Annotated in this window: 19 protein-coding genes and 2 tRNA genes; 18 read left to right on the top strand and 3 right to left on the bottom strand. The window is 68.7% G+C overall.

The features are described from left to right. The first annotated feature begins 74 nt into the window (after positions 1-74). Positions 75-575 (top strand): HD domain-containing protein, encoded by a 501-nt coding sequence (locus ACIP63_RS04750; RefSeq protein WP_401511440.1) that lies wholly within the window; start codon positions 75-77, stop codon positions 573-575. Positions 576-624: 49 nt separating this feature from the next. On the opposite strand, the gene ACIP63_RS04745 is transcribed toward ACIP63_RS04750, so the two are convergent. Further along, positions 625-1,788 carry an acyltransferase family protein gene (locus ACIP63_RS04745; protein ID WP_401511439.1) on the bottom strand — a complete coding sequence of 388 codons (1,164 nt, stop codon included), beginning with the start codon at positions 1,786-1,788 and terminating at the stop codon, positions 625-627. Between the two features lie 491 nt (positions 1,789-2,279). On the opposite strand from ACIP63_RS04745, the gene ACIP63_RS04740 reads away from it, so the two are divergent. Further along, positions 2,280-2,474 (top strand): hypothetical protein, encoded by a 195-nt coding sequence (locus ACIP63_RS04740; protein ID WP_073746901.1) that lies wholly within the window; start codon positions 2,280-2,282, stop codon positions 2,472-2,474. A 151-nt stretch (positions 2,475-2,625) separates the two neighbouring features. Further along, positions 2,626-2,976: a DUF1330 domain-containing protein gene (locus tag ACIP63_RS04735; protein ID WP_401511436.1), complete on the top strand. Its 351-nt coding sequence runs from the start codon at positions 2,626-2,628 to the stop codon at positions 2,974-2,976. A gap of 73 nt (positions 2,977-3,049) precedes the next feature. Here ACIP63_RS04735 and ACIP63_RS04730 read toward each other — a convergent pair. Beyond that, positions 3,050-3,123: transfer RNA gene (locus tag ACIP63_RS04730), tRNA-Gly, on the bottom strand. A gap of 177 nt (positions 3,124-3,300) precedes the next feature. Here ACIP63_RS04730 and ACIP63_RS04725 point away from each other — a divergent pair. The 5 genes from ACIP63_RS04725 to clpX all read left to right on the top strand — a co-directional run bounded on the left by ACIP63_RS04725 (position 3,301) and on the right by clpX (position 8,026). Continuing rightward, positions 3,301-3,377: transfer RNA gene (locus ACIP63_RS04725), tRNA-Pro, on the top strand. A gap of 150 nt (positions 3,378-3,527) precedes the next feature. After that, entirely contained in the window at positions 3,528-4,925 is a 1,398-nt protein-coding gene (gene tig / locus ACIP63_RS04720; protein ID WP_401511434.1) for a trigger factor, read from the top strand. 289 nt (positions 4,926-5,214) lie between these two features. Then, positions 5,215-5,820 carry an ATP-dependent Clp protease proteolytic subunit gene (locus ACIP63_RS04715; protein WP_031091967.1) on the top strand — a complete coding sequence of 202 codons (606 nt, stop codon included), beginning with the start codon at positions 5,215-5,217 and terminating at the stop codon, positions 5,818-5,820. A 67-nt stretch (positions 5,821-5,887) separates the two neighbouring features. After that, entirely contained in the window at positions 5,888-6,571 is a 684-nt protein-coding gene (locus ACIP63_RS04710; RefSeq protein WP_031091966.1) for an ATP-dependent Clp protease proteolytic subunit, read from the top strand. Between the two features lie 156 nt (positions 6,572-6,727). Then, a complete protein-coding gene (gene clpX, locus ACIP63_RS04705; RefSeq protein WP_103516222.1) occupies positions 6,728-8,026 on the top strand; it encodes an ATP-dependent Clp protease ATP-binding subunit ClpX in 1,299 nt (432 codons plus the stop codon). A gap of 69 nt (positions 8,027-8,095) precedes the next feature. Here clpX and ACIP63_RS04700 read toward each other — a convergent pair whose 3' ends face one another. Then, positions 8,096-9,118, bottom strand: coding sequence for a hypothetical protein (locus ACIP63_RS04700; protein WP_401511432.1), 1,023 nt, complete (start codon positions 9,116-9,118; stop codon positions 8,096-8,098). A gap of 137 nt (positions 9,119-9,255) precedes the next feature. Here ACIP63_RS04700 and ACIP63_RS04695 point away from each other — a divergent pair, with 137 nt between their 5' ends. The 10 genes from ACIP63_RS04695 (at position 9,256) to ACIP63_RS04650 (ending at position 22,591) form a co-directional block, all read left to right on the top strand. Next, positions 9,256-11,877, top strand: a complete 2,622-nt coding sequence (locus tag ACIP63_RS04695; protein WP_401511430.1) for a valine--tRNA ligase — start codon at positions 9,256-9,258, stop codon at positions 11,875-11,877. 136 nt (positions 11,878-12,013) lie between these two features. Next, a complete protein-coding gene (locus ACIP63_RS04690) occupies positions 12,014-13,537 on the top strand; it encodes a bifunctional folylpolyglutamate synthase/dihydrofolate synthase (RefSeq protein ID WP_401511428.1) in 1,524 nt (507 codons plus the stop codon). A gap of 3 nt (positions 13,538-13,540) precedes the next feature. Then, on the top strand, positions 13,541-13,909 hold the full coding sequence (locus ACIP63_RS04685; protein WP_401511427.1) for a DUF4233 domain-containing protein: 369 nt from the start codon (positions 13,541-13,543) through the stop codon (positions 13,907-13,909). 85 nt (positions 13,910-13,994) lie between these two features. Next, on the top strand, positions 13,995-14,408 hold the full coding sequence (gene ndk, locus ACIP63_RS04680; protein WP_401511425.1) for a nucleoside-diphosphate kinase: 414 nt from the start codon (positions 13,995-13,997) through the stop codon (positions 14,406-14,408). A 292-nt stretch (positions 14,409-14,700) separates the two neighbouring features. Continuing rightward, the gene (locus ACIP63_RS04675; RefSeq protein WP_031091955.1) at positions 14,701-15,720 is read left to right on the top strand and encodes a rod shape-determining protein; all 1,020 of its coding nucleotides are present in this window, start codon (positions 14,701-14,703) and stop codon (positions 15,718-15,720) included. 97 nt (positions 15,721-15,817) lie between these two features. After that, complete coding sequence (gene mreC, locus ACIP63_RS04670) at positions 15,818-16,870, top strand: rod shape-determining protein MreC (protein WP_401511423.1); 1,053 nt, start codon at positions 15,818-15,820, stop codon at positions 16,868-16,870. An 11-nt stretch (positions 16,871-16,881) separates the two neighbouring features. Further along, positions 16,882-17,544, top strand: a complete 663-nt coding sequence (gene mreD, locus ACIP63_RS04665) for a rod shape-determining protein MreD (protein WP_401511421.1) — start codon at positions 16,882-16,884, stop codon at positions 17,542-17,544. Positions 17,545-17,608: 64 nt separating this feature from the next. Continuing rightward, positions 17,609-19,783, top strand: coding sequence for a penicillin-binding protein 2 (mrdA, locus tag ACIP63_RS04660; RefSeq protein WP_401511419.1), 2,175 nt, complete (start codon positions 17,609-17,611; stop codon positions 19,781-19,783). Continuing rightward, on the top strand, positions 19,783-20,976 hold the full coding sequence (gene rodA / locus ACIP63_RS04655) for a rod shape-determining protein RodA (RefSeq protein WP_401511417.1): 1,194 nt from the start codon (positions 19,783-19,785) through the stop codon (positions 20,974-20,976). The genes mrdA and rodA overlap by 1 nt, the downstream gene beginning before the upstream one ends. 79 nt (positions 20,977-21,055) lie before the next feature. Beyond that, on the top strand, positions 21,056-22,591 hold the full coding sequence (locus ACIP63_RS04650) for a CHAD domain-containing protein (RefSeq protein WP_401511415.1): 1,536 nt from the start codon (positions 21,056-21,058) through the stop codon (positions 22,589-22,591). Positions 22,592-22,617: the final 26 nt, after the last annotated feature.

Raw genomic sequence — 22,617 nt, 5'->3', positions numbered from 1 at the left:
ATTAGTTTACCGAACGATTCGGAGTGCCTCGGAGGACCTTCGGAGTGCCGCGGTGCCCGTCGTACAGTCGGCCCATGCCGAACCCGTATCTGACCCTGTCCCAGGTGGAAGCGATCGCCCGCGAGGCCCATCGCCCGCAGACCGACAAGGCCGGGCGCCCGTACGCGGAACACCTGGCCGCGGTGGCCGAGGGCGTACGGATCCGGGGTGGCAGCGAGGAGCAGATCGCCGCCGCCTGGCTGCACGACGCGGTCGAGGACGGCGCGCTCTCCCGGCAGTGGCTGGACGAGGCCCCGCTGCACCGGCGGGTGAAAGAAATGGTCCTCGCCGTCACCAAGCGGGACGGCGAGGACCTGTTCACCTACACCGGGCGGATTCTCGCCACGCCCGGAGCGCTGCTGATCAAGGAGGCGGATCTGGCGCACAACGCGGACCCGGACCGGCTCGCGGTCCTGGAGCCGGCGACCCGTACCCGGCTGAGCGAGAAATATGCGCAGGTGCGCGGCCTGTTGGGGCTGGACGGCGGCGTCGCCCCCGCCGAACAGCGGGATCAAGCCAACCCGGCGGCCGACTGACGAGCCGAGGGGACCGGCCCCCGGAGGGAGGGGGCCGATCCGGACAGGCTCAGCGCTTGGCGGGGGTCTTGCGGAACGCCCAGTTCATGTCCGGCTCCGTCGCGAAACGGAGCGCGCGCCGGACCGGCGGGGTGCACAGCAGGGTCACGGCGACGGCGGCGACGAGAGAGAGGAGGACGAGCCCCACGGGCCCCGAGAGCCACTCGTAGCGCTCGAACAGGCCGAAGTAGTCGGCGCCCCTGATCAGGAAGCCGTGCAGCAGGTAGCCGCAGATCGTCCCGGCGCCCAGCACGGTGAACCACATGTGGCGACGCGGGACCAGGGCGAGGAACGCGACCGTGAGCACCAGCGCGCATCCGAACATCGCCAGGGTCATCACGGGCCCCGCCCACCACTGGAAGTCCAGCTCCTGGGCGCTGTCGCTGCGGTAGAACCAGCCCAGCCGCATGTGCGGCGCGATCCAGTAGGCGAAGGCCAGGGTCGCGGCGAACAGGGGGACGGCCAGCATCCGCACCTCGCGCCGCCTGATCAACTGGAAGTGCTCCGGCTTCATCAGCAGGCCGAGCACGAAGAACGGCAGGAGCTGGCAGACGCGCTGCAGGTCCAGATCGTCCCCGATGCCCGGCGAGACCGAGGCGAGCGCCGCGATCAGCAGGGCGACCGGGAGCGGGTGGCGCAGCGACTGCCAGATCGGTGTGGTGACCCGCCAGATGAACAGGGCGATCAGGAACCAGGTGAGGAACAGCGGGTCGAGCAGGGTGATGGGCGCGTCGCCCTCGCCGCCCGCGTAGCGCTTGAAGAGCGAATAGGCGGTCTCGAAGAGCACATAAGGCACCGCGACGCCGGTGACGAGCCGCTTCACCTTGGGCGCGCTCAGGTTGAACGACCGCGAGAAGTACCCGGAGACGAGGATGAACGCCGGCATGTGGAACGTGTACACGACCATGTACAGCGCTCGCGTCGCGCGGCTCCCCTCCATCACCGGCTCCCACGAGTGGGCCACGGCGACGAGCACGATCGCGAGGTACTTCACATTGTCGAAGTACGCGTCACGACTCTTGGCCGGTGCGGGCGCCTCTGTGGGGGCAGGAGCGGTCCGGACGGCGGGAGAGGGCGCCCCCGGGGCCGTCAGGATCTGCTCGTGTCTCGGCTCCGACTCCCGGCTCTCCGGGGTGATCGGGGCCCTCTGAATTTCGCTCGGAGCTTTGGACATCTGATGCACCTTAGACCCGCCGATCGGTATGCGTAAAACTCCCAGGAGATATCGCGTGTTCCCAGTCTTTCGAATGCGAAACCACCGACAACCGCCCGTTACGTGCTGATTCATCCGTCTTAAATGGGGCATATCGGCGACTGGTTGACGAGAGTGAATTTCGTCGCACGAACTCCTGGCAAATCGCTGTGAATGAAGTGTGGGGATATGGAAACGATCACGCCGGTCCACTATTCGAACTCCCCTGCGCACAGCGGACGTACAGCTTCTCGTCGCGCCCCCTCTCCGCCCCCTGGAGAGCGCCGCGTGCGCCGGATCGCACCAGGGCGCGCCCGGTTGCACGCGGGCGCGAGGATGGCGCGATCCGGTCATTCCTCTCCATCACCCGGCAGCAGCCACAGGGGAGTTGGTGGCACGATGTACGCGACGGAGGTGTGCTGGCCGCACGCCACCGGGCCGGCAAGGCGGACCGACCAAGGGTGTGATCAGTCGTGGCCATTTCACTGTCTGTGGTGCTTCTGCTGGGGATCGTCCTGGTGGTGCTGATCCGCGGTGGATCCATCAAGGGCGGGCCGGCGGTCGTCGCCGTGCTCTTCGGCTTCTTCCTGGCCTCGACGGGCATGGCGCCGTCGATCAACAGATTCATGAACTCGATAGCCGACACGATCAACCAGATCAGCTTCTGAGGCCCCGTCAGAACCCGGTGCGGCGGACGGACCGCCGACCGGGCCGTACGCATGCGACGGGCGAGGGGCGAGCGCGCTCGGCCGGACCGGGGCATGGCGCCGGATCCGTACGGGCGCGGGAGTTCTCCGCCCGTACGTCAGGAAGGACATCGTGCCCGCCTACGTCATAGCCCACCTGCAGGAAGCCGACCCGCACCCGGAGATCGCCGAGTACATCGAGCGGCTCCCCGGCACCTTCGAGGTGCACGGCGGGCGGTACCTCGTGCACGCCACGCCGCACGAGGTGAAGGAGGGCAGCTGGCCCGGACACGTCGTGATGATCGGCTTCCCCGGGATCGAGGAGGCGCGCGCCTGGTGGGACTCACCCGCCTACCGGGAGATCGCGCCGCTGCGCTCACGGCACATCGACGGCGACATCGTCATGGTCGAGGGCGTCCCCGAGGGGTATGACCCGGCCGCTGCCGTGAAGGCGTTGCGGGACGCGCTGCCCCCGGGGGAGTGAGCGGGTCCCGGAGAGCTGTGGAAAACACTCAGGGCCGGGCGGAGGACTTTTCCTCCGCCCGGCCCTGAGCCGTTGGAGCGGGCGACGGGAATCGAACCCGCGTAGCTAGTTTGGAAGACTAGGGCTCTACCATTGAGCTACGCCCGCGAGCACCGCGACGCCGGTCCGGAAGGCCCGGCGGAACTCGGTACGGGAAGCATCGTAGCGGGTCGGGGGAGGTGGGCGCACACCCGTATCGGCGTGCCCCCGTGACGGACCCCGGGGACGCCTGCGCGAAGCGGCCTGCGCGGCGTCCTTCTGCATGTACCCTACGTGTCGCACCGACGGGGTGTGGCGCAGCTTGGTAGCGCGTCCGCTTTGGGAGCGGAAGGTCGTCGGTTCGAATCCGGCCACCCCGACCACCAGCAAGATCGCATTGTGGGAGTCCTCCCGCTTGCCGTTACTATGCAAATTGCGTGCCCGTGTGTCTGATGTACCGGGCTCGATCCGCGAAGCTGCCTCTCGGCGGCCCAGCAGAACCCCAAGAAGTCAGCCACCAAGGAGACCGAACCGTGAAGAGCGCCGTGGAGACCCTGAACCCGACTCGGGTTCGGCTCAGCATCGAGGTGCCCTTCGAGGAGCTCAAGGACAGCCTCGACGCGGCGTACAAGAAGATCAACCAGCAGGTCACGGTGAAGGGCTTCCGTAAGGGCAAGATCCCGAACCGCATCATCGACCAGCGGTTCGGCCGTGGTGCTGTGCTGGAGGAGGCCGTCAACGACGCCCTTCCGAAGTTCTACACCGAGGCTGTCAACGAGGGTGAGCTCAACGTTCTGGGCCAGCCCGAGGTTGACATCACCGAACTCAAGGACGGCGAGCTGCTGGCCTTCACCGCCGAGGTGGATGTCCGTCCCGAGATCGAGATTCCGGACTACTCCGGCATCGAGGTCACCGTGGACGCACTCGAAGTCAGCGACGAGGACGTCGACAAGGCCGTGGAGCAGCTCCGTGAGCGCTTCGCCTCGACCAACCCGGTCGAGCGTGCCGCGGCCGAGGGCGACGTCGTCACGATCGACCTCGAGGCCAAGGTCGACGGAGAGGTCCTCGAGGACGGCGTGGCCGCCGGTGTCTCGTACACCATCGGCTCCGGCGAGCTCCTCGAAGGCATCGACGAGGCCGTGACCGGCCTGGAGGCCGGTGGCGAGGCCACCTTCACCTCCGAGCTGAAGGGCGGCTCCGCCGAGGGCAAGGAGGCGGAGGTCACCGTCAAGGTCACCGCCGTCGCCTCCCGCGAACTGCCTGAGCTGGACGACGACTTCGCGCAGATGGCGAGCGAGTTCGACACGCTCGCCGAGCTCCGCGAGGACAGCCGCAAGCGCCTCGAGAGCACCAAGCAGTACGACCAGGCCACCCAGGCCCAGGAGCGCGTCCTCGAGGAGCTGCTGAAGCTGGCCGAGGTCCCGATCCCCGAGAAGCTTCTCGCGGACGAGGTCCAGACCCGCAAGCACAACCTGGAGCACCACCAGCTCGGCCAGATGGGTCTCGACCTGGAGAAGTACCTCGAGATCCAGGGCAAGACCCTCGAGGAGTTCGAGAACGAGACCTCCGAGCAGGCCATCAAGGGCATCAAGACCCAGTTCATCCTTGACGAGCTCGTCAACAAGGAGAAGCTGAACGTCAACCAGGAGGAGCTCACCGAGCACCTCATGCGGCGCGCGCAGTCCTCCGGCATGAGCCCCGACCAGTTCGCCCAGGCCGTCGTCGAAGGCGGCCAGGTGCCGATGCTCGTCGGCGAGGTCGCCCGCGGCAAGGCGCTCGCCGTCGTGGTCGAGGCCGCCAAGGTCACCGACACCAACGGTGAGGTCGTCGAGCTCGAAGACGATGAGGACGAGGCCACCGAGACGGTCGAGGCCGCCGAGGAGACCACCGAGCCGGCCGACGAGAAGAAGGACGAGAAGAACGAGGCCTGAGCCCCGCTCCGATCGTTGATCTGATCCGCACGACGGGCCCTGGACGTATCAGTCCGGGGCCCGTCGTCGTATCGGCCCGCGCCCGGGGGGGGGGAACCGCCCGGGACCCTTGTGCGGACTGCTCACCTTGCGCTCCCAGCGAACAGTTGGGGAAGCGGGATGGCGTTGTCCCACCTGCGCGTTAGGGTCCATGAAGAGGAAGGGTCGGGTAGTCCCGGCCCACCCGGTACGAAGACGCTGAGACGGCCGGAGCCGTCAGAGACGAGCAGGTGGATACGTGACGAATCTGATGCCCTACGCCGCCGGAGAGCCGTCCCTCGGTGGAGGCCTCGGTGACCAGGTCTACAGCCGACTGCTCGGCGAGCGCATCATCTTCCTCGGTCAGCAGGTCGACGATGACATCGCCAACAAGATCACCGCACAGCTTCTGCTCCTTGCCGCGGAACCCGACAAGGACATCTACCTCTACATCAACAGCCCCGGCGGTTCGGTGACGGCCGGCATGGCGGTCTACGACACCATGCAGTACATCCCGAACGACGTGGTCACCATCGGTATGGGCATGGCGGCCTCCATGGGCCAGTTCCTGCTCACCGGTGGCACGGCGGGCAAGCGCTTCGCGCTCCCGAACACCGACATCCTCATGCACCAGGGTTCGGCCGGCATCGGCGGTACCGCCTCGGACATCAAGATCCAGGCGCAGTACCTGCTCCGTACGAAGACGCGGATGGCCGAGATCACCGCGCACCACTCCGGTCAGACCGTGGAGACGATCATCCGCGACGGCGACCGCGACCGCTGGTACACCGCCGAGGAGGCCAAGGACTACGGCCTCATCGACGAGATCATCTCGGTCGCGTCGGGCATCCCGGGCGGCGGCGGCACCGGAGCCTGATCCGGGCGTGCACCACCCCGCACCCTCTCGTACGCCGAGACCTCCAGCCCACATGAACGCCACCAGGATGGTGAACACCCACATGAACAACTTCTCCGGCGCCTCCGCGAGCGGTCTCTACACCGGCCCGCAGGTGGACAACCGCTACGTCGTCCCGCGCTTCGTGGAGCGCACCTCGCAGGGTGTGCGTGAGTACGACCCGTACGCGAAGCTCTTCGAGGAGCGCGTGATCTTCCTCGGGGTGCAGATCGACGACGCCTCGGCCAACGACGTCATGGCGCAGCTGCTGTGCCTGGAGTCGATGGACCCGGACCGCGACATCTCGATCTACATCAACAGCCCCGGCGGCTCGTTCACCGCGCTCACCGCGATCTACGACACGATGCAGTTCGTGAAGCCGGACATCCAGACGGTCTGCATGGGCCAGGCGGCCTCCGCCGCCGCCGTCCTGCTGGCCGCGGGCACCCCGGGCAAGCGCATGGCGCTCCCGCACGCCCGTGTGCTGATCCACCAGCCGTCCTCGCAGACCGGCCGTGAGCAGCTCTCCGACCTGGAGATCGCGGCCAACGAGATCCTGCGGATGCGCACCCAGCTCGAGGAGATGCTGGCGAAGCACTCCACCACCCCGCTGGAGAAGATCAGCGAGGACATCGAGCGCGACAAGATCCTTACCGCTGACGACGCACTCGCGTACGGTCTGGTGGACCAGATTGTCTCCACCCGTAAGACCACAGCAGGCGCGTCCGTCTGACGTCGGTCTTTCCCCTTGGCACATTCCACCCGCACGGCCCCGGCCGTGTGAACCGTGCCAAGGGGGGCCCGAACGGGGGGCCAGGCAAGGTACCGTCGGATAGAGGCACCAGGAGCCGCTGAACCAGGCTGCTCCCAGGCGAAGGGGAAGCACCTCGTGGCACGCATCGGTGATGGCGGCGACCTGCTCAAGTGCTCGTTCTGCGGAAAGAGCCAGAAGCAGGTGAAGAAGCTCATCGCGGGACCCGGTGTGTACATCTGCGACGAGTGCATCGATCTCTGCAACGAGATCATCGAGGAGGAGCTCGCAGAGACCTCCGAGGTGCGGTGGGAGGAGCTCCCCAAGCCGCGCGAGATCTACGAGTTCCTCGAGGGGTACGTCGTCGGGCAGGAGCCCGCGAAGAAGGCCCTCTCGGTCGCTGTGTACAACCACTACAAGCGGGTCCAGGCCGGGGAGAACGGCGGCGGCGCGAATCGTGACGACGCGATCGAGCTCGCCAAGTCCAACATCCTGCTGCTGGGCCCCACGGGCTCGGGCAAGACGCTCCTCGCGCAGACGCTGGCCCGCATGCTCAACGTCCCGTTCGCCATCGCGGACGCGACGGCGCTGACGGAGGCCGGCTACGTCGGTGAGGACGTCGAGAACATCCTGCTGAAGCTGATCCAGGCCGCTGACTACGACGTCAAGAAGGCCGAGACCGGCATCATCTACATCGACGAGATCGACAAGGTCGCCCGCAAGAGCGAGAACCCGTCGATCACGCGCGACGTATCCGGCGAGGGCGTCCAGCAGGCCCTGCTGAAGATCCTGGAGGGCACCACCGCCTCCGTACCGCCGCAGGGCGGACGGAAGCACCCGCACCAGGAGTTCATCCAGATCGACACGACGAACGTGCTGTTCATCGTGGGCGGCGCCTTCTCGGGCCTGGAGAAGATCATCGAGTCGCGGGCCGGTGCCAAGGGCATCGGCTTCGGGGCCACGATCCGCTCCAAGCTGGAGATCCAGGCGAGCGACCAGTTCCAGGAGGTCATGCCGGAGGACCTGGTGAAGTTCGGGATGATCCCCGAGTTCATCGGCCGTCTCCCCGTGCTGACCTCGGTCCACAACCTGGACCGTGAGGCGCTGCTCCAGATCCTGGTCGAGCCGCGTAACGCGCTGGTGAAGCAGTACCAGCGCCTGTTCGAACTCGACGGTGTCGAGCTGGACTTCGAGCGCGAGGCGCTCGAAGCCATCGCCGACCAGGCGATCCTCCGCCAGACGGGCGCGCGCGGTCTGCGCGCCATCATGGAAGAGGTCCTCCAGTCCGTGATGTACGAGGTCCCGTCCCGCAAGGACGTGGCCCGCGTGGTCATCACCCCGGACGTCGTCCGCAACAACGTCAACCCGACGCTGGTCCCGCGCGAACCGCGCACGATCGGCAAGAACGACGGCGGCCGCCACGAGAAGTCCGCGTAGCGGCAGCGCACCACAGACGCCGAAGGGGCGCCCGGCCGGTGGCCGGGCGCCCCTTCGCGCTGTGCGGGATCAGACCTTGGTGCGGGAGGTGTTGTAGATCTTGGCGGCGAGGGCCGAGACCTCGTCCTGCGACATGGACTTGTTGGTCATGGCCGCGCCGATGTCGACGCCGATGACCGCGCCGACGGTGCTGTAGTCCGCCCAGATGCAGACGGGCATCACCATTTCCTTGGGACCGTTCGCCACGGTGCCGTCGGCCTCGTCGTTGATGACCTTCATGTCCTGGCACTTCATCAGCGCACCCTCGAAGCCGGCGGGCGTGACTTCCTCGGGGCTTCCCACCAGGGAGGTCTTGGCGTCGTCGCTCTCGGCCATCCCCATCTTGGCCTGCGTGAACATGCCGTCGAGGGCCTTCGCGGGGTCGGAGACGTCGCCCCAGTAGCCGAAGAGCATGAGCATCTTGGCCGTGAGCGGGTTCTTCTCGAGGTCGCCGCTCGCGTACTGGGCCTCGGCCTTGTGGGGGCCCTTGATGCCCAGGGCCGCGGCCTCGGTCTTCTCCTTGCTCGTCAGAGTGTCCGAGGACGAACCCTCGTCACCCTTCTTCTTGTAGGTGTCCACCGAGGCGGTCGGCGTGAGCTTGTACCCCTTGGTGGAGTCCGCCACGTCGCCGCTGCCGCCGCCCGACGTCAGGAAGTACACCCCGCCCGCGACGACCGCCAGCGCCACCACGGCCGCGCCGATGATCAGGCCCGTCTTCTTCTTCGGGGCGCCCGGCTGCGGAGGCATGCCGGGGTACGCCTGCTGGCCGCCGTACGGAGGAGTGGGCGGCTGCTGGCCGTACGGGCCCGGCTGCTGGCCCTGCGGGTAGCCGTAGCCCTGCGGGGGCTGCTGCTGCGGCGGGACGCCCTGGGGGGCCTGCTGCGGGTAGCCGTAGCCGGGCTGGCCCTGCGGCTGGCCCGGCGGAGGACCCTGCGGCGGGGGGCCGCCGTACGGGCCGGGCTGCTGCCCGTACGGGCCCGGCTGCTGGCCGTACGGTCCGGGCTGGCCCTGCGGCGGCTGCCCGCCGTACGGGCCCGGCTGGTTGTAGCTCATTGCGCTGTCCCCTCCAGAATGCTTATGCGTTCCGAACATCCTGACGGAAGCGGCGCTCACATAGGGCATCCGGGCGTACACCGTTACTGAACAAACCGGTTTCAGTGCACGACTGTGACGCCCCTAAACTGTCTGGCGTGACCGAGAACGCAGCGCAGCAGCCAGCCAGCACCCCCGAACTGCCGACCCAGTACGCGCCGGCCGATGTAGAGGGGAAGCTGTACGAGCGCTGGGTAGAACGCGGTTACTTCGAAGCCGACGAGCACAGCGACAAGCCGCCGTACTCCATCGTCATCCCGCCGCCCAACGTCACCGGCTCCCTCCACCTGGGTCACGCCTTCGAGCACACCCTGATCGACGCGCTGGTGCGCCGGAAGCGGATGCAGGGCTTCGAGGCGCTGTACCAGCCGGGCATGGACCACGCCGGCATCGCCACCCAGAACGTCGTCGAGCGCGAGCTCGGCAAGGAGGGCAAGTCCCGCCACGACCTGGGCCGCGAGGCGTTCGTCGAGCGCGTCTGGCAGTGGAAGAACGAGTCCGGCGGTCAGATCTCCGGCCAGATGCGCCGTCTCGGCGAGGGCGTCGCCTGGTCGCGTGAGCGCTTCACGATGGACGAGGGCCTGTCCAAGGCCGTCCAGACCGTCTTCAAGCAGATGTACGAAGACGAGCTGATCTACCGCAAGGAACGCATTGTCAACTGGTGCCCCCGGTGTCTCACCGCCATCTCCGACATCGAGGTGGAGTACCAGGAGGACGACGGCGAGCTCGTCTCCATGAAGTACGGCGAGGGCGACGAGACCATCGTCGTCGCCACCACCCGCGCCGAGACGATGCTCGGTGACACCGCCGTCGCCGTCCACCCCGACGACGAGCGCTACCAGCACCTGATCGGCAAGCAGATCAAGCTGCCGCTGACCGACCGTACGATCCCCGTCGTCGCCGACCACCACGTCGACCCGGAGTTCGGCACCGGTGCCGTCAAGGTCACCCCCGCGCACGACCCGAACGACTTCGAGATCGGTACGCGCCACGACCTGCCGTTCATCACCGTCCTGGACGAGCGCGCGGTCATCACCGTCCCTGGCCCCTTCGAGGGCCTGGACCGGCTGGAGGCCCGTTCCGCCATCGTCGCGGCCCTGCGCGCCGACGGCCGGATCGTCGCCGAGAAGCGCCCGTACGTCCACTCCGTCGGCCACTGCTCGCGCTGCAAGACCACCATCGAGCCGCGCCTCTCGCTCCAGTGGTGGGTCAAGGTCGCCCCGCTCGCCGAGGCCGCCGGTGCCGCGGTCCGCGACGGCAAGGTCAAGATCCACCCGCAGGAGATGGAGAAGCGGTACTTCGACTGGGTCGACAACCTCCACGACTGGTGCATCTCGCGTCAGCTGTGGTGGGGCCACCGCATCCCCGTCTGGCACGGTCCCGACGGAGAGATGGTCTGCGTCGGACCGGACGACGAGCCGCCCACCGGCGAGGGCTGGACCCAGGACAGCGACGTCCTGGACACCTGGTTCTCCTCCGGCCTGTGGCCGTTCTCCACCCTCGGCTGGCCCGAACGGACCGACAGCCTCGCGAAGTTCTACCCGAACTCCGTCCTGGTCACCGGCTACGACATCCTCTTCTTCTGGGTCGCCCGGATGATGATGTTCGGCCTGTACGTCAACGACGGCACCCCGCCCTTCTCCACCATCGTCCTGCACGGCATGGTCCGCGACGAGCACGGCAAGAAGATGTCGAAGTCCTTCGGCAACGTGGTCAACCCGCTGGACTGGATGGACAAGTACGGCTCCGACGCCCTGCGCTTCACCCTCGCGCGCGGCGCCAACCCGGGCACCGACGTGCCGATCGGTGAGGAGTGGGTCCAGGGTTCGGCGAAGTTCTCCAACAAGATCTGGAACGCCACCCGCTTCGCCCTGATGAACGGCGCCACGATCGAGGGCGAACTGCCCCCGGTCGAGGAGATGTCGGTCACCGACCGCTGGATCCTGTCCCGTCTCAACAAGACGGTCGCCGACGTCGACGCGTTCTACGACGACTACCAGTTCGCCAGGATCAGCGAAACGCTGCGCCACTTCGCCTGGGACGAGGTCTTCGACTGGTACGTCGAGCTCTCCAAGACCACCTTCTTCGCGGGCGGCCGCCCGGCCGAGGTCTCGGGCCGGGTCCTCGGCGAGGTCCTGGACGTGATGCTGCGGCTGCTGCACCCGATCGTCCCGTTCGTCACGGAGGCGCTGTGGACCGCGCTCACCGGGCGCGAGTCGATCGTCATCGCCGAGTGGCCGGGCGACTCCGGCTTCCGCGACGACGCGGCCGAGAAGGAGATCGAGCTCGTCCAGCAGGTCGTCACGGAGGTCCGCCGCTTCCGCAACGACCAGGGCCTCCAGCCCGGCCAGAAGGTCCCGGCCGAGCTGACCCTGACCGGCACGGCGCTCGCCCCGCACGAGGCGGCCGTCCGCCAGTTGCTGCGACTCCAGCCCGCCGGGGACGGCTTCCAGGCCACCGCGTCCCTCCCGGTCGCCGGGGCGACCGTCGCCCTGGACCTGTCCGGCACGATCGACGTCGCGGCCGAGCGCAAGCGCCTCAGCAAGGACCTGGAGGCGGCGCGGAAGGAGAAGGCCCAGGCCACCGGCAAGCTCGGCAACGAGGCCTTCCTCGCCAAGGCCCCCGACAACGTGGTCGACAAGATCCGTGGCCGGCTCGACAAGGCCGAGGCCGACATCGAGCGGATCACCGCCCAGCTGGCGAACCTGCCCGAGGCCTGATGATCTGAAGCCGGAGCCCCCGCACCCCCGACCGACCGGGAGCGCGGGGGCTTCGCCGTACACCGGGGCCGGGTCCGGGGAGAGCGCGGCAGCGGGCGCTGCGCGCGTTGTCCGTGGCCATCCGTAGACTGGCCCTGTGAGTGAGCCCCGCCCTTCAGACCGGCACGACGCGTCCGACCCCGACGACACCTTCGCGGAGATCGTCGACGAAGAGACCCAGCGCGACCCCGACCTGGCGGTGATCGAGGCCGGGAGCCGGACGCTGCGCACCCAGTCGGGTCCGCCGCAGGGCGAGGCGGTTCCCGACCGCCCCGCCGATCCCGAGACCGACCGGGCGCTGCGCGAGGTGGAGCAGGAGCTCGCCGGACGCTGGGGCGAGACCAAGCTCGAACCCTCGGTGACCCGGATCGCGGCCCTGATGGACGTGCTGGGCGAGCCCCAGCGCGCCTACCCCTCGATCCACATCACGGGGACCAACGGCAAGACCAGCACGGCCCGCATGATCGAGGCCCTGCTGAGCGCCTTCGAGCTCCGCACCGGCCGCTACACCTCCCCGCACGTCCAGTCGATCACCGAGCGCATCAGTCTGGACGGCGCCCCGATCGACGCGGAACGCTTCATCGAGACCTACAACGACATCAAGCCGTACGTCGAGATGGTCGACGCCCAGCAGCCCTACCGGCTCTCGTTCTTCGAGGTGCTGACGGGCATGGCGTACGCGGCCTTCGCCGACGCGCCGGTCGATGTCGCGGTCGTCGAGGTCGGCATGGGCGGCACCTGGGACGCGACGAACGTCATCGACGCCTCGGTCGCCGTCGTCACCCCCATCTCGCTCGACCACACCGACCGGCTCGGCTCCACCCCCGCGGAGATCGCGGGTGAGAAGTCCGGCATCATCAAGCAGGACGCGACGGTGATCCTGGCCCAGCAGCCGGTCGACGCCGCGCAGGTCATGCTGAAGAAGGCCGTCGAGGTGGACGCCACGGTCGCCCGCGAGGGCATGGAGTTCGGCATCGTCTCCCGCGAGATCGCGGTCGGCGGCCAGCTGCTGACCCTGCGGGGCCTGGGCGGCGAGTACGACAACATCTTCCTCCCGCTCTACGGGGCGCACCAGGCGCACAACGCCGTGGTGGCGCTCGCCGCTGTCGAGGCGTTCTTCGGCATCGGCGCGGAGCAGGCCCGCAGCCTCGACGTCGAAGCCGTCCGCAAGGCCTTCCTCTCGGTGCTCTCACCGGGCCGCCTGGAGGTCGTCCGGTCCAGCCCCACCGTCGTCCTGGACGCGGCGCACAACCCGGCCGGCGCACTCGCCGCCGCCGAGGGCGTCTCCGAGGCGTTCAGCTTCTCCCGGCTGATCGGGGTCGTCGGCGCGAGCGACGGCAAGGACGTGCGGGGGCTCCTCGAAGCCTTCGAGCCGATCTTCGCCGAGATCGTCGTCACCCAGAACTCCAGCCCGCGCGCCATGGACGCGGACGCCCTGGCCGCCGTCGCCGTCGAGGTCTTCGGCCACGAGCGCGTCCAGGTCGAACCCCGTCTCGACGACGCGCTGGAGGCGGCGATCACCCTCGCCGAGGAAGAGGCCGAATACGCGGGCGCCGGAGTCCTGGTGACCGGATCCGTGATCACGGTCGGCGAGGCCCGGCTGCTCCTGGGAAGGCGCTGACCTGTGCGTACGCTCTGTGCATCGACGCTGATCGGTGAATTCTTCGTCATCGGCTTCGCCGGACTCGTGGCGATGAAGTCCGACGACATGTCCATGGCCATGGTCTGGACGGTCTGCGGCATCGGCATGCTGCTGTCCGTCCTGCTCTGCGGTGTGATCACCCGTCCCGGTGGTGTGCAGCTGGGCTGGGCGCTCCAGATCGTGCTGGTGCTGAGCGGCTTCTTCGTCCCGATGATGTTCATCCTCGGGGTGATCTTCGGTGCCCTGTGGTGGGCCTCGGTGCACTACGGCCGAAGGATCGACGAGGCCAAGGCGCGATGGGCCGCCCAGGCCGAGGAGCAGGGGAGCGCGGAGGCTCCGGCCCAAGGATGACGCAGAGTAAACCCGGCCGCAGGGCCGTTCGCGTACCCCTGTAATCTCGCCCTCACCCGCACCGGAAGTCTGCAAGGAGCCGTACATGACTCAGCGCACCCTCGTCCTTCTCAAGCCCGACGCCGTGCGGCGTGGGCTGATCGGCGAGATCGTCGGCCGCATCGAACGCAAGGCCAACTGGACGATCACCGCGCTGGAGCTGCGCACGCTCGACCAGGAGACCCTGGAGCAGCACTACGGCGAGCACAAGGGCCGTCCGTTCTACGAGCCGCTCGTCGAGTTCATGGCCTCGGGTCCCGTCGTCGCTCTGGTGGCCGAAGGTGAGCGGGTGATCGAGGGCGTCCGCGCCCTGGCCGGCCCCACCGACCCGATCGCCGCCGCGCCCGGCTCGATCCGTGGTGACTTCGGCACGATCACCCGGGAGAACCTCATCCACGCCTCGGACTCCGAGGAGTCCGCAGAGCGAGAACTCAAGCTTTTCTTTCCCGGACTTTCCTGACTTCGGCTCCGCCAATCAGCGCTCATGACCTGGGGCGACCGAAGTAATTCGGTCGCCCTTCGGCATAGGGTCACGTATCGCGGGAACGCATCCCTCCGACGTAACGTCACCATGGGTGGAACGGGCAGCCGTTCTGCTCGCATGGCGAAGGACCCTCGCGCTGTGTCCGTGCATACGGCACTACGATGGAAGCTTCCACGCCCGCAGCGCCAACCCTCGCCTACCTAAAACAAGCCATTCTTCGCTTCTTGGGAAGGCCCGACGCATCCTCATGGGGAACAAGGGGAACTCAATGTCGTTCATCGGCCGTGACATGGCTATCGACCTCGGGACTGCCAACACGCTGGTGTACGTCAGGGGGCGCGGCATCGTTCTGAACGAGCCGTCCGTCGTGGCTATCAACACCAACACCGGCGGAATCCTGGCGGTCGGCTCCGAGGCAAAGAAGATGATCGGCCGCACACCGGGCAACATCGTTGCCGTGCGGCCCCTGAAGGACGGCGTGATCGCCGACTTCGAGATCACGGAGCGCATGCTCCGCTACTTCATCCTCAAGATCCACAAGCGCCGCTACCTGGCCCGCCCGCGGGTCGTCGTCTGTGTGCCCTCCGGCATCACAGGGGTCGAGCGACGCGCCGTCATCGAGGCGTCGACGCAGGCCGGCGCGCGCCAGGTGCACATCATCGAGGAGCCCATGGCCGCGGCCATCGGCTCCGGGCTGCCGGTCCACGAGGCCACCGGCAACATGGTCGTCGACATCGGTGGCGGCACCACCGAGGTCGCGGTGATCTCGCTCGGCGGAATCGTCACCGCCCAGTCCATCCGGGTCGCCGGGGACGAGCTGGACAACGCGATCATCCAGCACATCAAGAAGGAGTACTCCCTCCTCCTCGGTGAGCGCACCGCCGAACAGATCAAGATCACGATCGGCTCGGCCTTCGAGATGGAGAAGGACGAGCACACCGAGATCCGCGGACGCGACCTGGTCTCGGGCCTGCCCAAGACCGTCGTCATCTCCGCGACCGAGGTCCGCAAGGCCATCGAGGAACCGGTCAACGCGATCGTCGACGCCGTGAAGACGACGCTCGACAAGTGCCCGCCGGAGCTCTCGGGCGACGTCATGGACCGCGGGATCGTCCTCACCGGCGGGGGTGCGCTCCTGCGTGGGCTCGACGAGCGGCTCCGCCACGAGACGGGCATGCCGATCCACATCGCCGAGGACCCGCTGGACTCCGTGGCCCTCGGATCCGGCAAGTGCGTCGAGGAGTTCGAGGCACTCCAGCAGGTGCTGGACGCCCAGCCCCGACGCTAGAACACGATGTTCCGCCGTACGGGCACTGCCGTCCCGTACGGCGGAATGTTGGTATACAGGCACGAACATTCCGACGAGGAAGGCACGGCCGCCGCACGTGAGGGACACACGAGAGAGCCGGCTGCTCCTGGTGCTGCTGATCGCCATCGCATTCGCCCTGATCACGGTGGATATCCGCGGTGGCGAGGCGTCGCCGGTGGACGGAGCGCGGCAGGCAGCCGCCACGGTCTTCGGGCCGGTCGAGAACGGCGTCTCGGCGGCGGTGGACCCGGTGGGCAACGCCATCGGCGCCGTACGGGACTCCGGTGACCGGCACGACCGGATCGCGGCCCTGGAGCACGAGAACGCCGCGCTGAAGACGAAGCTCGGCAGCGACGACCGCAACACCAGCAAGGTCCGCCAGCTCGACAGCATGCTGAAGACCGCCGGGGCCGGCCAGTACGGCATCAAGGCCGCCCAGGTCATCGCCATAGGAGCGGCCCAGGGCTTCTCCTGGACCATCACCATCGACGCCGGGGCGAACGACGGTCTCGAGCGCGACATGACCGTACTCAACGGTGAAGGGCTCGTCGGCCGGGTCACCACCGTCGGCCCGAACACCGCGACGGTCCTGCTCGCCAACGACCCCGACTTCACCGTCGGCACCCGGATGGAGAAGACCGACGAGCTCGGCTTCGCCACCGGCCAGGGATCCCGGCCGCTGTCGGTCCAGTTCCTCAACGGCAAGGCCGACGTGAAGAAGGGCGACCGGCTGGTCACCTTCGGGTCCAGCAAGGACAAGCCCTTCGTCCCCGGCGTGCCGGTCGGCGAGGTGGTCCGCGTCGACCCGTCCGGCGGAGACCTCACCCGGACCGTCTTCGTCCGCCCGTACGTCGGATTCACCAAGCTCGACGTCGTGGGCATCGTCGTCCAGGCGCCCCGCGAGGACCCCCGGGACATGGTCCTGCCGAAGCAGCCCAAGAAGCCGGAGAAGCCCAAGCCCACCCCGACCGTCACCGTCCAGCCGAACGGCGACCTCGTCGACGGCAGCGGAAAGGTCGTCGGGAACGTCAACGAGAAACCCGACGCCTCCGCATCCCCGGGTGCCTCCCCGGACGCCTCCGGCGACACCGGCACGGCCGCCGGTGACGCGGCGAACGACCAGGAATAGAGCTGATCCCCATGCGCTTCAACCGGACTCTGCTCTCCGTCACCCTGGTCGTGGTCGCCCTCGTCATCCAGGTCTCCGTCCTCGCCCGCCTCCAGCTGCCCGGGGCCACCCCCGACCTGTTGCTCCTCGTCGTCCTCGGACTCGCCTTCGTGTACGGACCGGTCAGCGGCGCCCTCATCGGTTTCGGCGCGGGCCTCCTCGCGGACCTGGCACCGCCCGCCGACCATGCCGCGGGGCGTTACGCCCTGGTGCTCTGTGTCATCGGCTACCTCGCCGGAATGGCCCGCCCGGAGAAGGGTCAGCTCAAGTCGGCGTTCGCCCCGATGGCCTTCGTCGTCGCCGCGGCGCTCGGATCGACCCTGCTGTACGCCGGTGTCGGCGCCCTCGTCGGCGACACGGCGGCCCGTCATGTGGGCCTGGGCAGCCTGCTGTTCACCGCCGTGGTGTACGACCTGCTCCTGGCGCCGTTCACCGTTCCGCTGATCATGGCGCTCGCCAGACGCACCGAGAACGACCCGGTCGCCGACAGCTCCGGCAGCGGCGACGTCGCCGCCGGCTGGCTGGCCACCGGCACCGGGCTGCGGATCGGCAGCCAGCGGAGCGGGATGCGCCTGCGGGCGGCCCGCAGCCGCGCCGCACGCGCCGGAAGGATCAAGGGGGTCAAGCGACTGTGAGGCTGTCTTCTTCCGGGGGCGACCCCCGTACCCCCTGCCGACCCACCAGCACCGGGGGCACCTCGTGAGCAACATCCCGGAGACGGGCCGGACCCAGCGGGTCCAGATCCGCCTCGTCGTCATCCAGGTCCTCGTCTTCTCCCTGCTCCTGACGCTCGGCGGCCGGCTCTGGTACCTCCAGATCCGCAACGGGCAGGAGTACACCGACGAGGCCAAGAACAACCACGTCCAGCAGGTCGTGCAGCCGGCCGTCCGCGGTGCCATCCTCGACGCCCGCGGTGTGCCCCTCGCCGACAACGAGACCCGCCTCGTCGTCTCCGCCAGCCGTACCGAGCTGATGAAGATGAAGGACGACGGCGTCGGTGTCCTCACCCGGCTGGCCGGCGTCCTCGACATGAAGCCCAAGGACGTCCAGGACAAGGTCCGGCTCTGCGACGCCAAGACCCCGCAGCCCTGCTGGAACGGCTCGCCCTACCAGCCGATCCCGGTGACCGACGAGGCCACCACCCAGCAGGCCCTCACGATCCGGGAGCGCGCCGAGGACTTCCCCGGCATCACGGCCGAACCCACCGCCGTACGCCGCTACGCCGCACCCGGCAAGGCCAACACCGCCCAGGTCCTCGGCTACCTCTCGCCGGTCACCGACGAAGAGGTCACCAAGGCGCAGGACACCGACTCGCCCTACCTCCGCTCCGACCAGGTCGGCCGCTCCGGCCTGGAGCGCACGTACGACAAGGAGCTGCGCGGCAAGGCCGGCGTCACCCGCTACGAGGTCGACAACCTCGGCCGTGTCATCGGGCAGGCGCAGAACGACGAGGCCGAGCCCGGCTCCAGCGTCGTCACCTCCATCGACGCCCGGGTCCAGGCCGTCGCCGAGTACGAGCTCAACAAGGCGATGGAGACGGCCCGCAAGGAGATGGACCGCAACACCAACGAGCTCTACAAGGCCGACTCCGGAGCCGTCGTGGTCATGGAGGCCAAGACGGGGCGCATCGTGTCCATGGCCTCCCTGCCGACGTACGACCCCAACGCCTGGATCGGCGGCATCTCCGCCAAGGACTACGCCAAGCTCACCGGAAAGAAGTCCAACTTCCCGCTGCTGAACCGCGCCATCCAGGGCACCGCCGCACCGGGGTCGATCTTCAAGGTCATCTCCTCGACCGCCGCGGTGAACGCCGGATACGACTTCGACGGCAACTACCCCTGCCCGAGCTCGTACTCCATCGGCGGCCAGGTCTTCAAGAACTTCGAGTCCCAGGGCTACGGCAGCATCAGCCTCGGGCGCGCCCTCGAGGTCTCCTGCGACACCGTCTACTACGGCCTGGCACACAAGGAGTGGGCGAAGGACGGCGGCAACAAGCCGAAGAAGGACCCGGCGGACTGGTTCTACAGGACCGCCCACCAGTTCGGTCTCGGCAAGGAGACCGGCATCGACCTCCCCAACGAGGTCGCCGGCCGCGTTCCCGACCGCCAGTGGAAGCAGGACTTCTACGACGCCAACAAGGCGTCCTGGTGCAAGCAGGGCAAGAAGAACGGCACGTACGTCGAGAAGATCGCGTACGAAGGGTGCATCGAGGGCAACAAGATGCGCGCCGGTGACTCCGTCAACTACTCGATCGGCCAGGGTGACACGCTCGTCACCCCGATCCAGATGGCCACGATCTACGCCGCGATCTCCAACGGCGGCACCCTGTACGACCCGACCGTCGGCAAGGCGATCGTCAGCGGCGACGGCAAGGACGTCCAGGAGATCGCGCCCCAGGCCCACGGCAAGCTGCCCTTCACCGGAGACACGCGCGACAAGATAGACGAAGCCCTCGCGGGAGTCGCGACCCGGGGCAGCGCCGCCTGGCGGTTCGGCGGATGGCCCCAGGACAAGATCCCGATGCACGCCAAGACGGGCACGGCCGAGGTCTACGGCAAGCAGACGACCTCCTGGTTCGCCACGTACACCAAGGACTACTCGATCGTCATGACGATCTCCCAGGGTGGTACGGGCTCCGGTGCCTCCGGCCCCGCCGTGCGCAACATCTACAACGCGCTCTACGGGCTCGACGCCGACGGCAAGCAGGACCTCAAGAAGGCCCTGCTGCCCGCACCCCAGAAGACCCTGCCCAAGATCAAGCCGGACGGCCAGATCGAGTCGCCCAAGATCAAGCCGTACACCCCCGCGCCCGTCGACGACGGCACCCAGGCGCTCGCGGGCGCCCTGGCCGGGACCGTGGGGAGGCGAGACTGATGGCAGGTTTCTCCGTCTCGCGCTACGCCCCCGAGGAACGCTCCGTCTGGGCCAAGCTCACCGCCCGCGACTCCGTCGTGCGGCGGCTGGACTGGCCCCTGCTCGGATCGGCCCTGGCGCTGTCCTTCGTCGGCTCGCTGCTGGTCTGGTCGGCGACCCGTAACCGTGAGTCCCTCACGCACGGCGATCCCTACTACTTCTTCTTCCGGCACGCGCTCAACACCGGTATCGGCCTCGCGCTGATGATCGGCACCATCTGGCTCGGGCACCGCACCCTGCGGGGAGCGGTGCCCGTCCTCTACGGGCTGTCGGTCCTGCTCGTCCTGGCGGTCCTCACCCCGCTGGGCGCGACCGTCAACGGAGCGCACGCCTGGATCCTGCTTCCCGGCGGCTTCTCCCTCCAGCCCTCCGAGTTCACCAAGATCACGATCATCCTGGGCATGGCGATGCTGCTCGCCGCCCGGGTCGACGCGGGCGACCAGCTGCACCCCGACCACCGGACCGTCGCCAAGGCCCTCGGCCTGGCGCTGGTCCCGATGGCCGTCGTCATGCTGATGCCCGACCTCGGCTCCGTGATGGTCATGGCCGTCATCGTGCTCGGCGTGCTCCTCGCCTCCGGCGCGTCCAACCGCTGGGTCTTCGGGCTCCTCGGCGCTGGCACGGCGGGGGCGCTGGCCGTCTGGCAGCTCGGCGTCCTGGACGACTACCAGATCGCCCGCTTCGCGGCCTTCGCCAACCCGGCGCTCGACCCGGCCGGCGTCGGCTACAACACCAACCAGGCCCGCATCGCGATCGGCTCCGGCGGACTCACCGGCACCGGGCTCTTCAACGGATCCCAGACGACGGGTCAGTTCGTCCCCGAACAGCAGACCGACTTCGTCTTCACCGTCGCGGGCGAGGAGCTCGGCTTCCTCGGAGCCGGACTGATCATCGTCCTGCTCGGCGTCGTCCTGTGGCGCGCCTGCCGCATCGCCCGCGGGACGACCGAGCTGTACGGGACGATCGTGGCCGCCGGCATCATCGCCTGGTTCGCCTTCCAGTCCTTCGAGAACATCGGGATGACCCTCGGGATCATGCCGGTGGCCGGACTTCCGCTGCCGTTCGTGTCCTACGGGGGCTCGTCGATGTTCGCCGTCTGGGTGGCCGTCGGACTGCTCCAGTCGATCAAGGTGCAACGGCCGATGTCGGCCTGAGCGCCGAGGCCGTCCGGCACATGCCGGACGGCCCGGCTCCGTCCTGCATATCCCGGGGCATCGCGGATAGGTTCGTCATATGGCGGACTCGAAGCGTGAGATCGAGCGGAAGTACGAAGCGACCCCCGAGACCAGGCTGCCCGACCTGACCCGTGCGGCCGGGGTCTCCGCGGTCGTCCACCGGGGCGTCAGCGAACTGGACGCCGTCTACTACGACACCGAGGACTTCCGGCTGGCCTCGGACTCGCTCACGCTGCGCCGCAGAACGGGCGGGGACGACGCCGGGTGGCACCTCAAGCTCCCCGTCTCCGCCGACGTCCGTGACGAGATCCGGTCGCCGCTCACCGACACCCTGCCGCCCGCCCTCGGCGAGCTGCTCCGATCGCGGGTGCGGAACACGCCGGTGACCCCCGTCGTCCGGATCCTCACCGCGCGGGACGTCCACCACCTCCTCGACGAGGACGGAGCCCTGCTCGCCGAGCTGAGCGTCGACGAGGTCCTCGCGGAGCGGCTCACCGAGGAGGGACACGGCACCACGTCGGCGTGGACCGAGCTGGAGGTCGAGCTGGCCGACGACGTCGACCCCGCCCTCCTCGACGCCGTCGAGCGACGGCTGCGCAAGGCCGGTGTCCGTCCCTCCGCCGCGCCGTCCAAGCTGGCCAGGGCGCTGGCCGAGACCGCCCCGGGGAAGCCGCGGTCGGCGAAGGCGAAGGCGAAGGAGACCACCCCACGCACCGCGGGCGACCATGTGCTCGCCTACGTACGCCGCCAGGTCACGGCCCTCGTCGAGCTCGACCCCGCCGTACGCCGGGACCTGCCCGACAGCGTGCACCGCATGCGGGTCGCCACCCGCAGGCTGCGCAGCGCCTTCAGGACGTACCGCAAGGTGCTCGACCGGACCGTCACCGATCCCCTCCGCGCCGAGCTGAAGTGGCTCGCCGCCGAGCTCGGGGTCGACCGTGACCAGGAAGTCCTCGGCGAACGGCTCCGGTCCCATGTCGCCGCGCTGCCCGACACCCTCCTCCTGGGCCCTGTGAGCGCCCGGCTGACGCTCACCTCCGTCGCCAGGCGCACCGGTTCACGGCGACGGGTCACCTCCGTGCTCGACGCGGAGCGCTATCTGGCCCTGCTGGACTCCCTGGACGCCCTCCTCGCCGACCCGCCCCTGCTCCCCGGGGCCGCGCGGCCGCCGCGGGACGCCCTGCCCCGCGCCGTGCTCAAGGACTACGAACGGCTCGCCGCCCGCGTCGGGCACGCCCTGGACCAGCAGCCCGGTGCGGAACGCGACGTGGCCATGCACGAGGCCCGCAAGGCCGCCAAACGCGTCCGGTACGCCGCCGAGGCCGCCAGGCCTGCGCTGGGCAGGCCGGCCAAGAAGTTCGCCAAACGGATGAAGTCCGTGCAGTCGGTTCTCGGCGACCACCAGGACAGCGTCGTGGCCCGGGACGCCCTGCGCACCCTGGCGGTGCAGGCCCACGGCGCGGGGGAGTCCGCGTTCACCTGGGGCCTCCTCTACGGGCATGAGGAGGCCGCGGCGGCGGCACGGGAACGCGAGCTGCCCGAGGTCTGGGCGCGGGCGTCACGGCCGGATCTTCGCGCGGCGCTGAAAGGCTGACCACCGGGTTACGCTTGATGGTCACC

It is taken from the genome of Streptomyces sp. NPDC088746 (assembly GCF_044751065.1).
Classification (GTDB): Bacteria; Actinomycetota; Actinomycetes; order Streptomycetales; family Streptomycetaceae; genus Streptomyces.
This window is presented reverse-complemented; position numbering and strand designations above follow the sequence as displayed.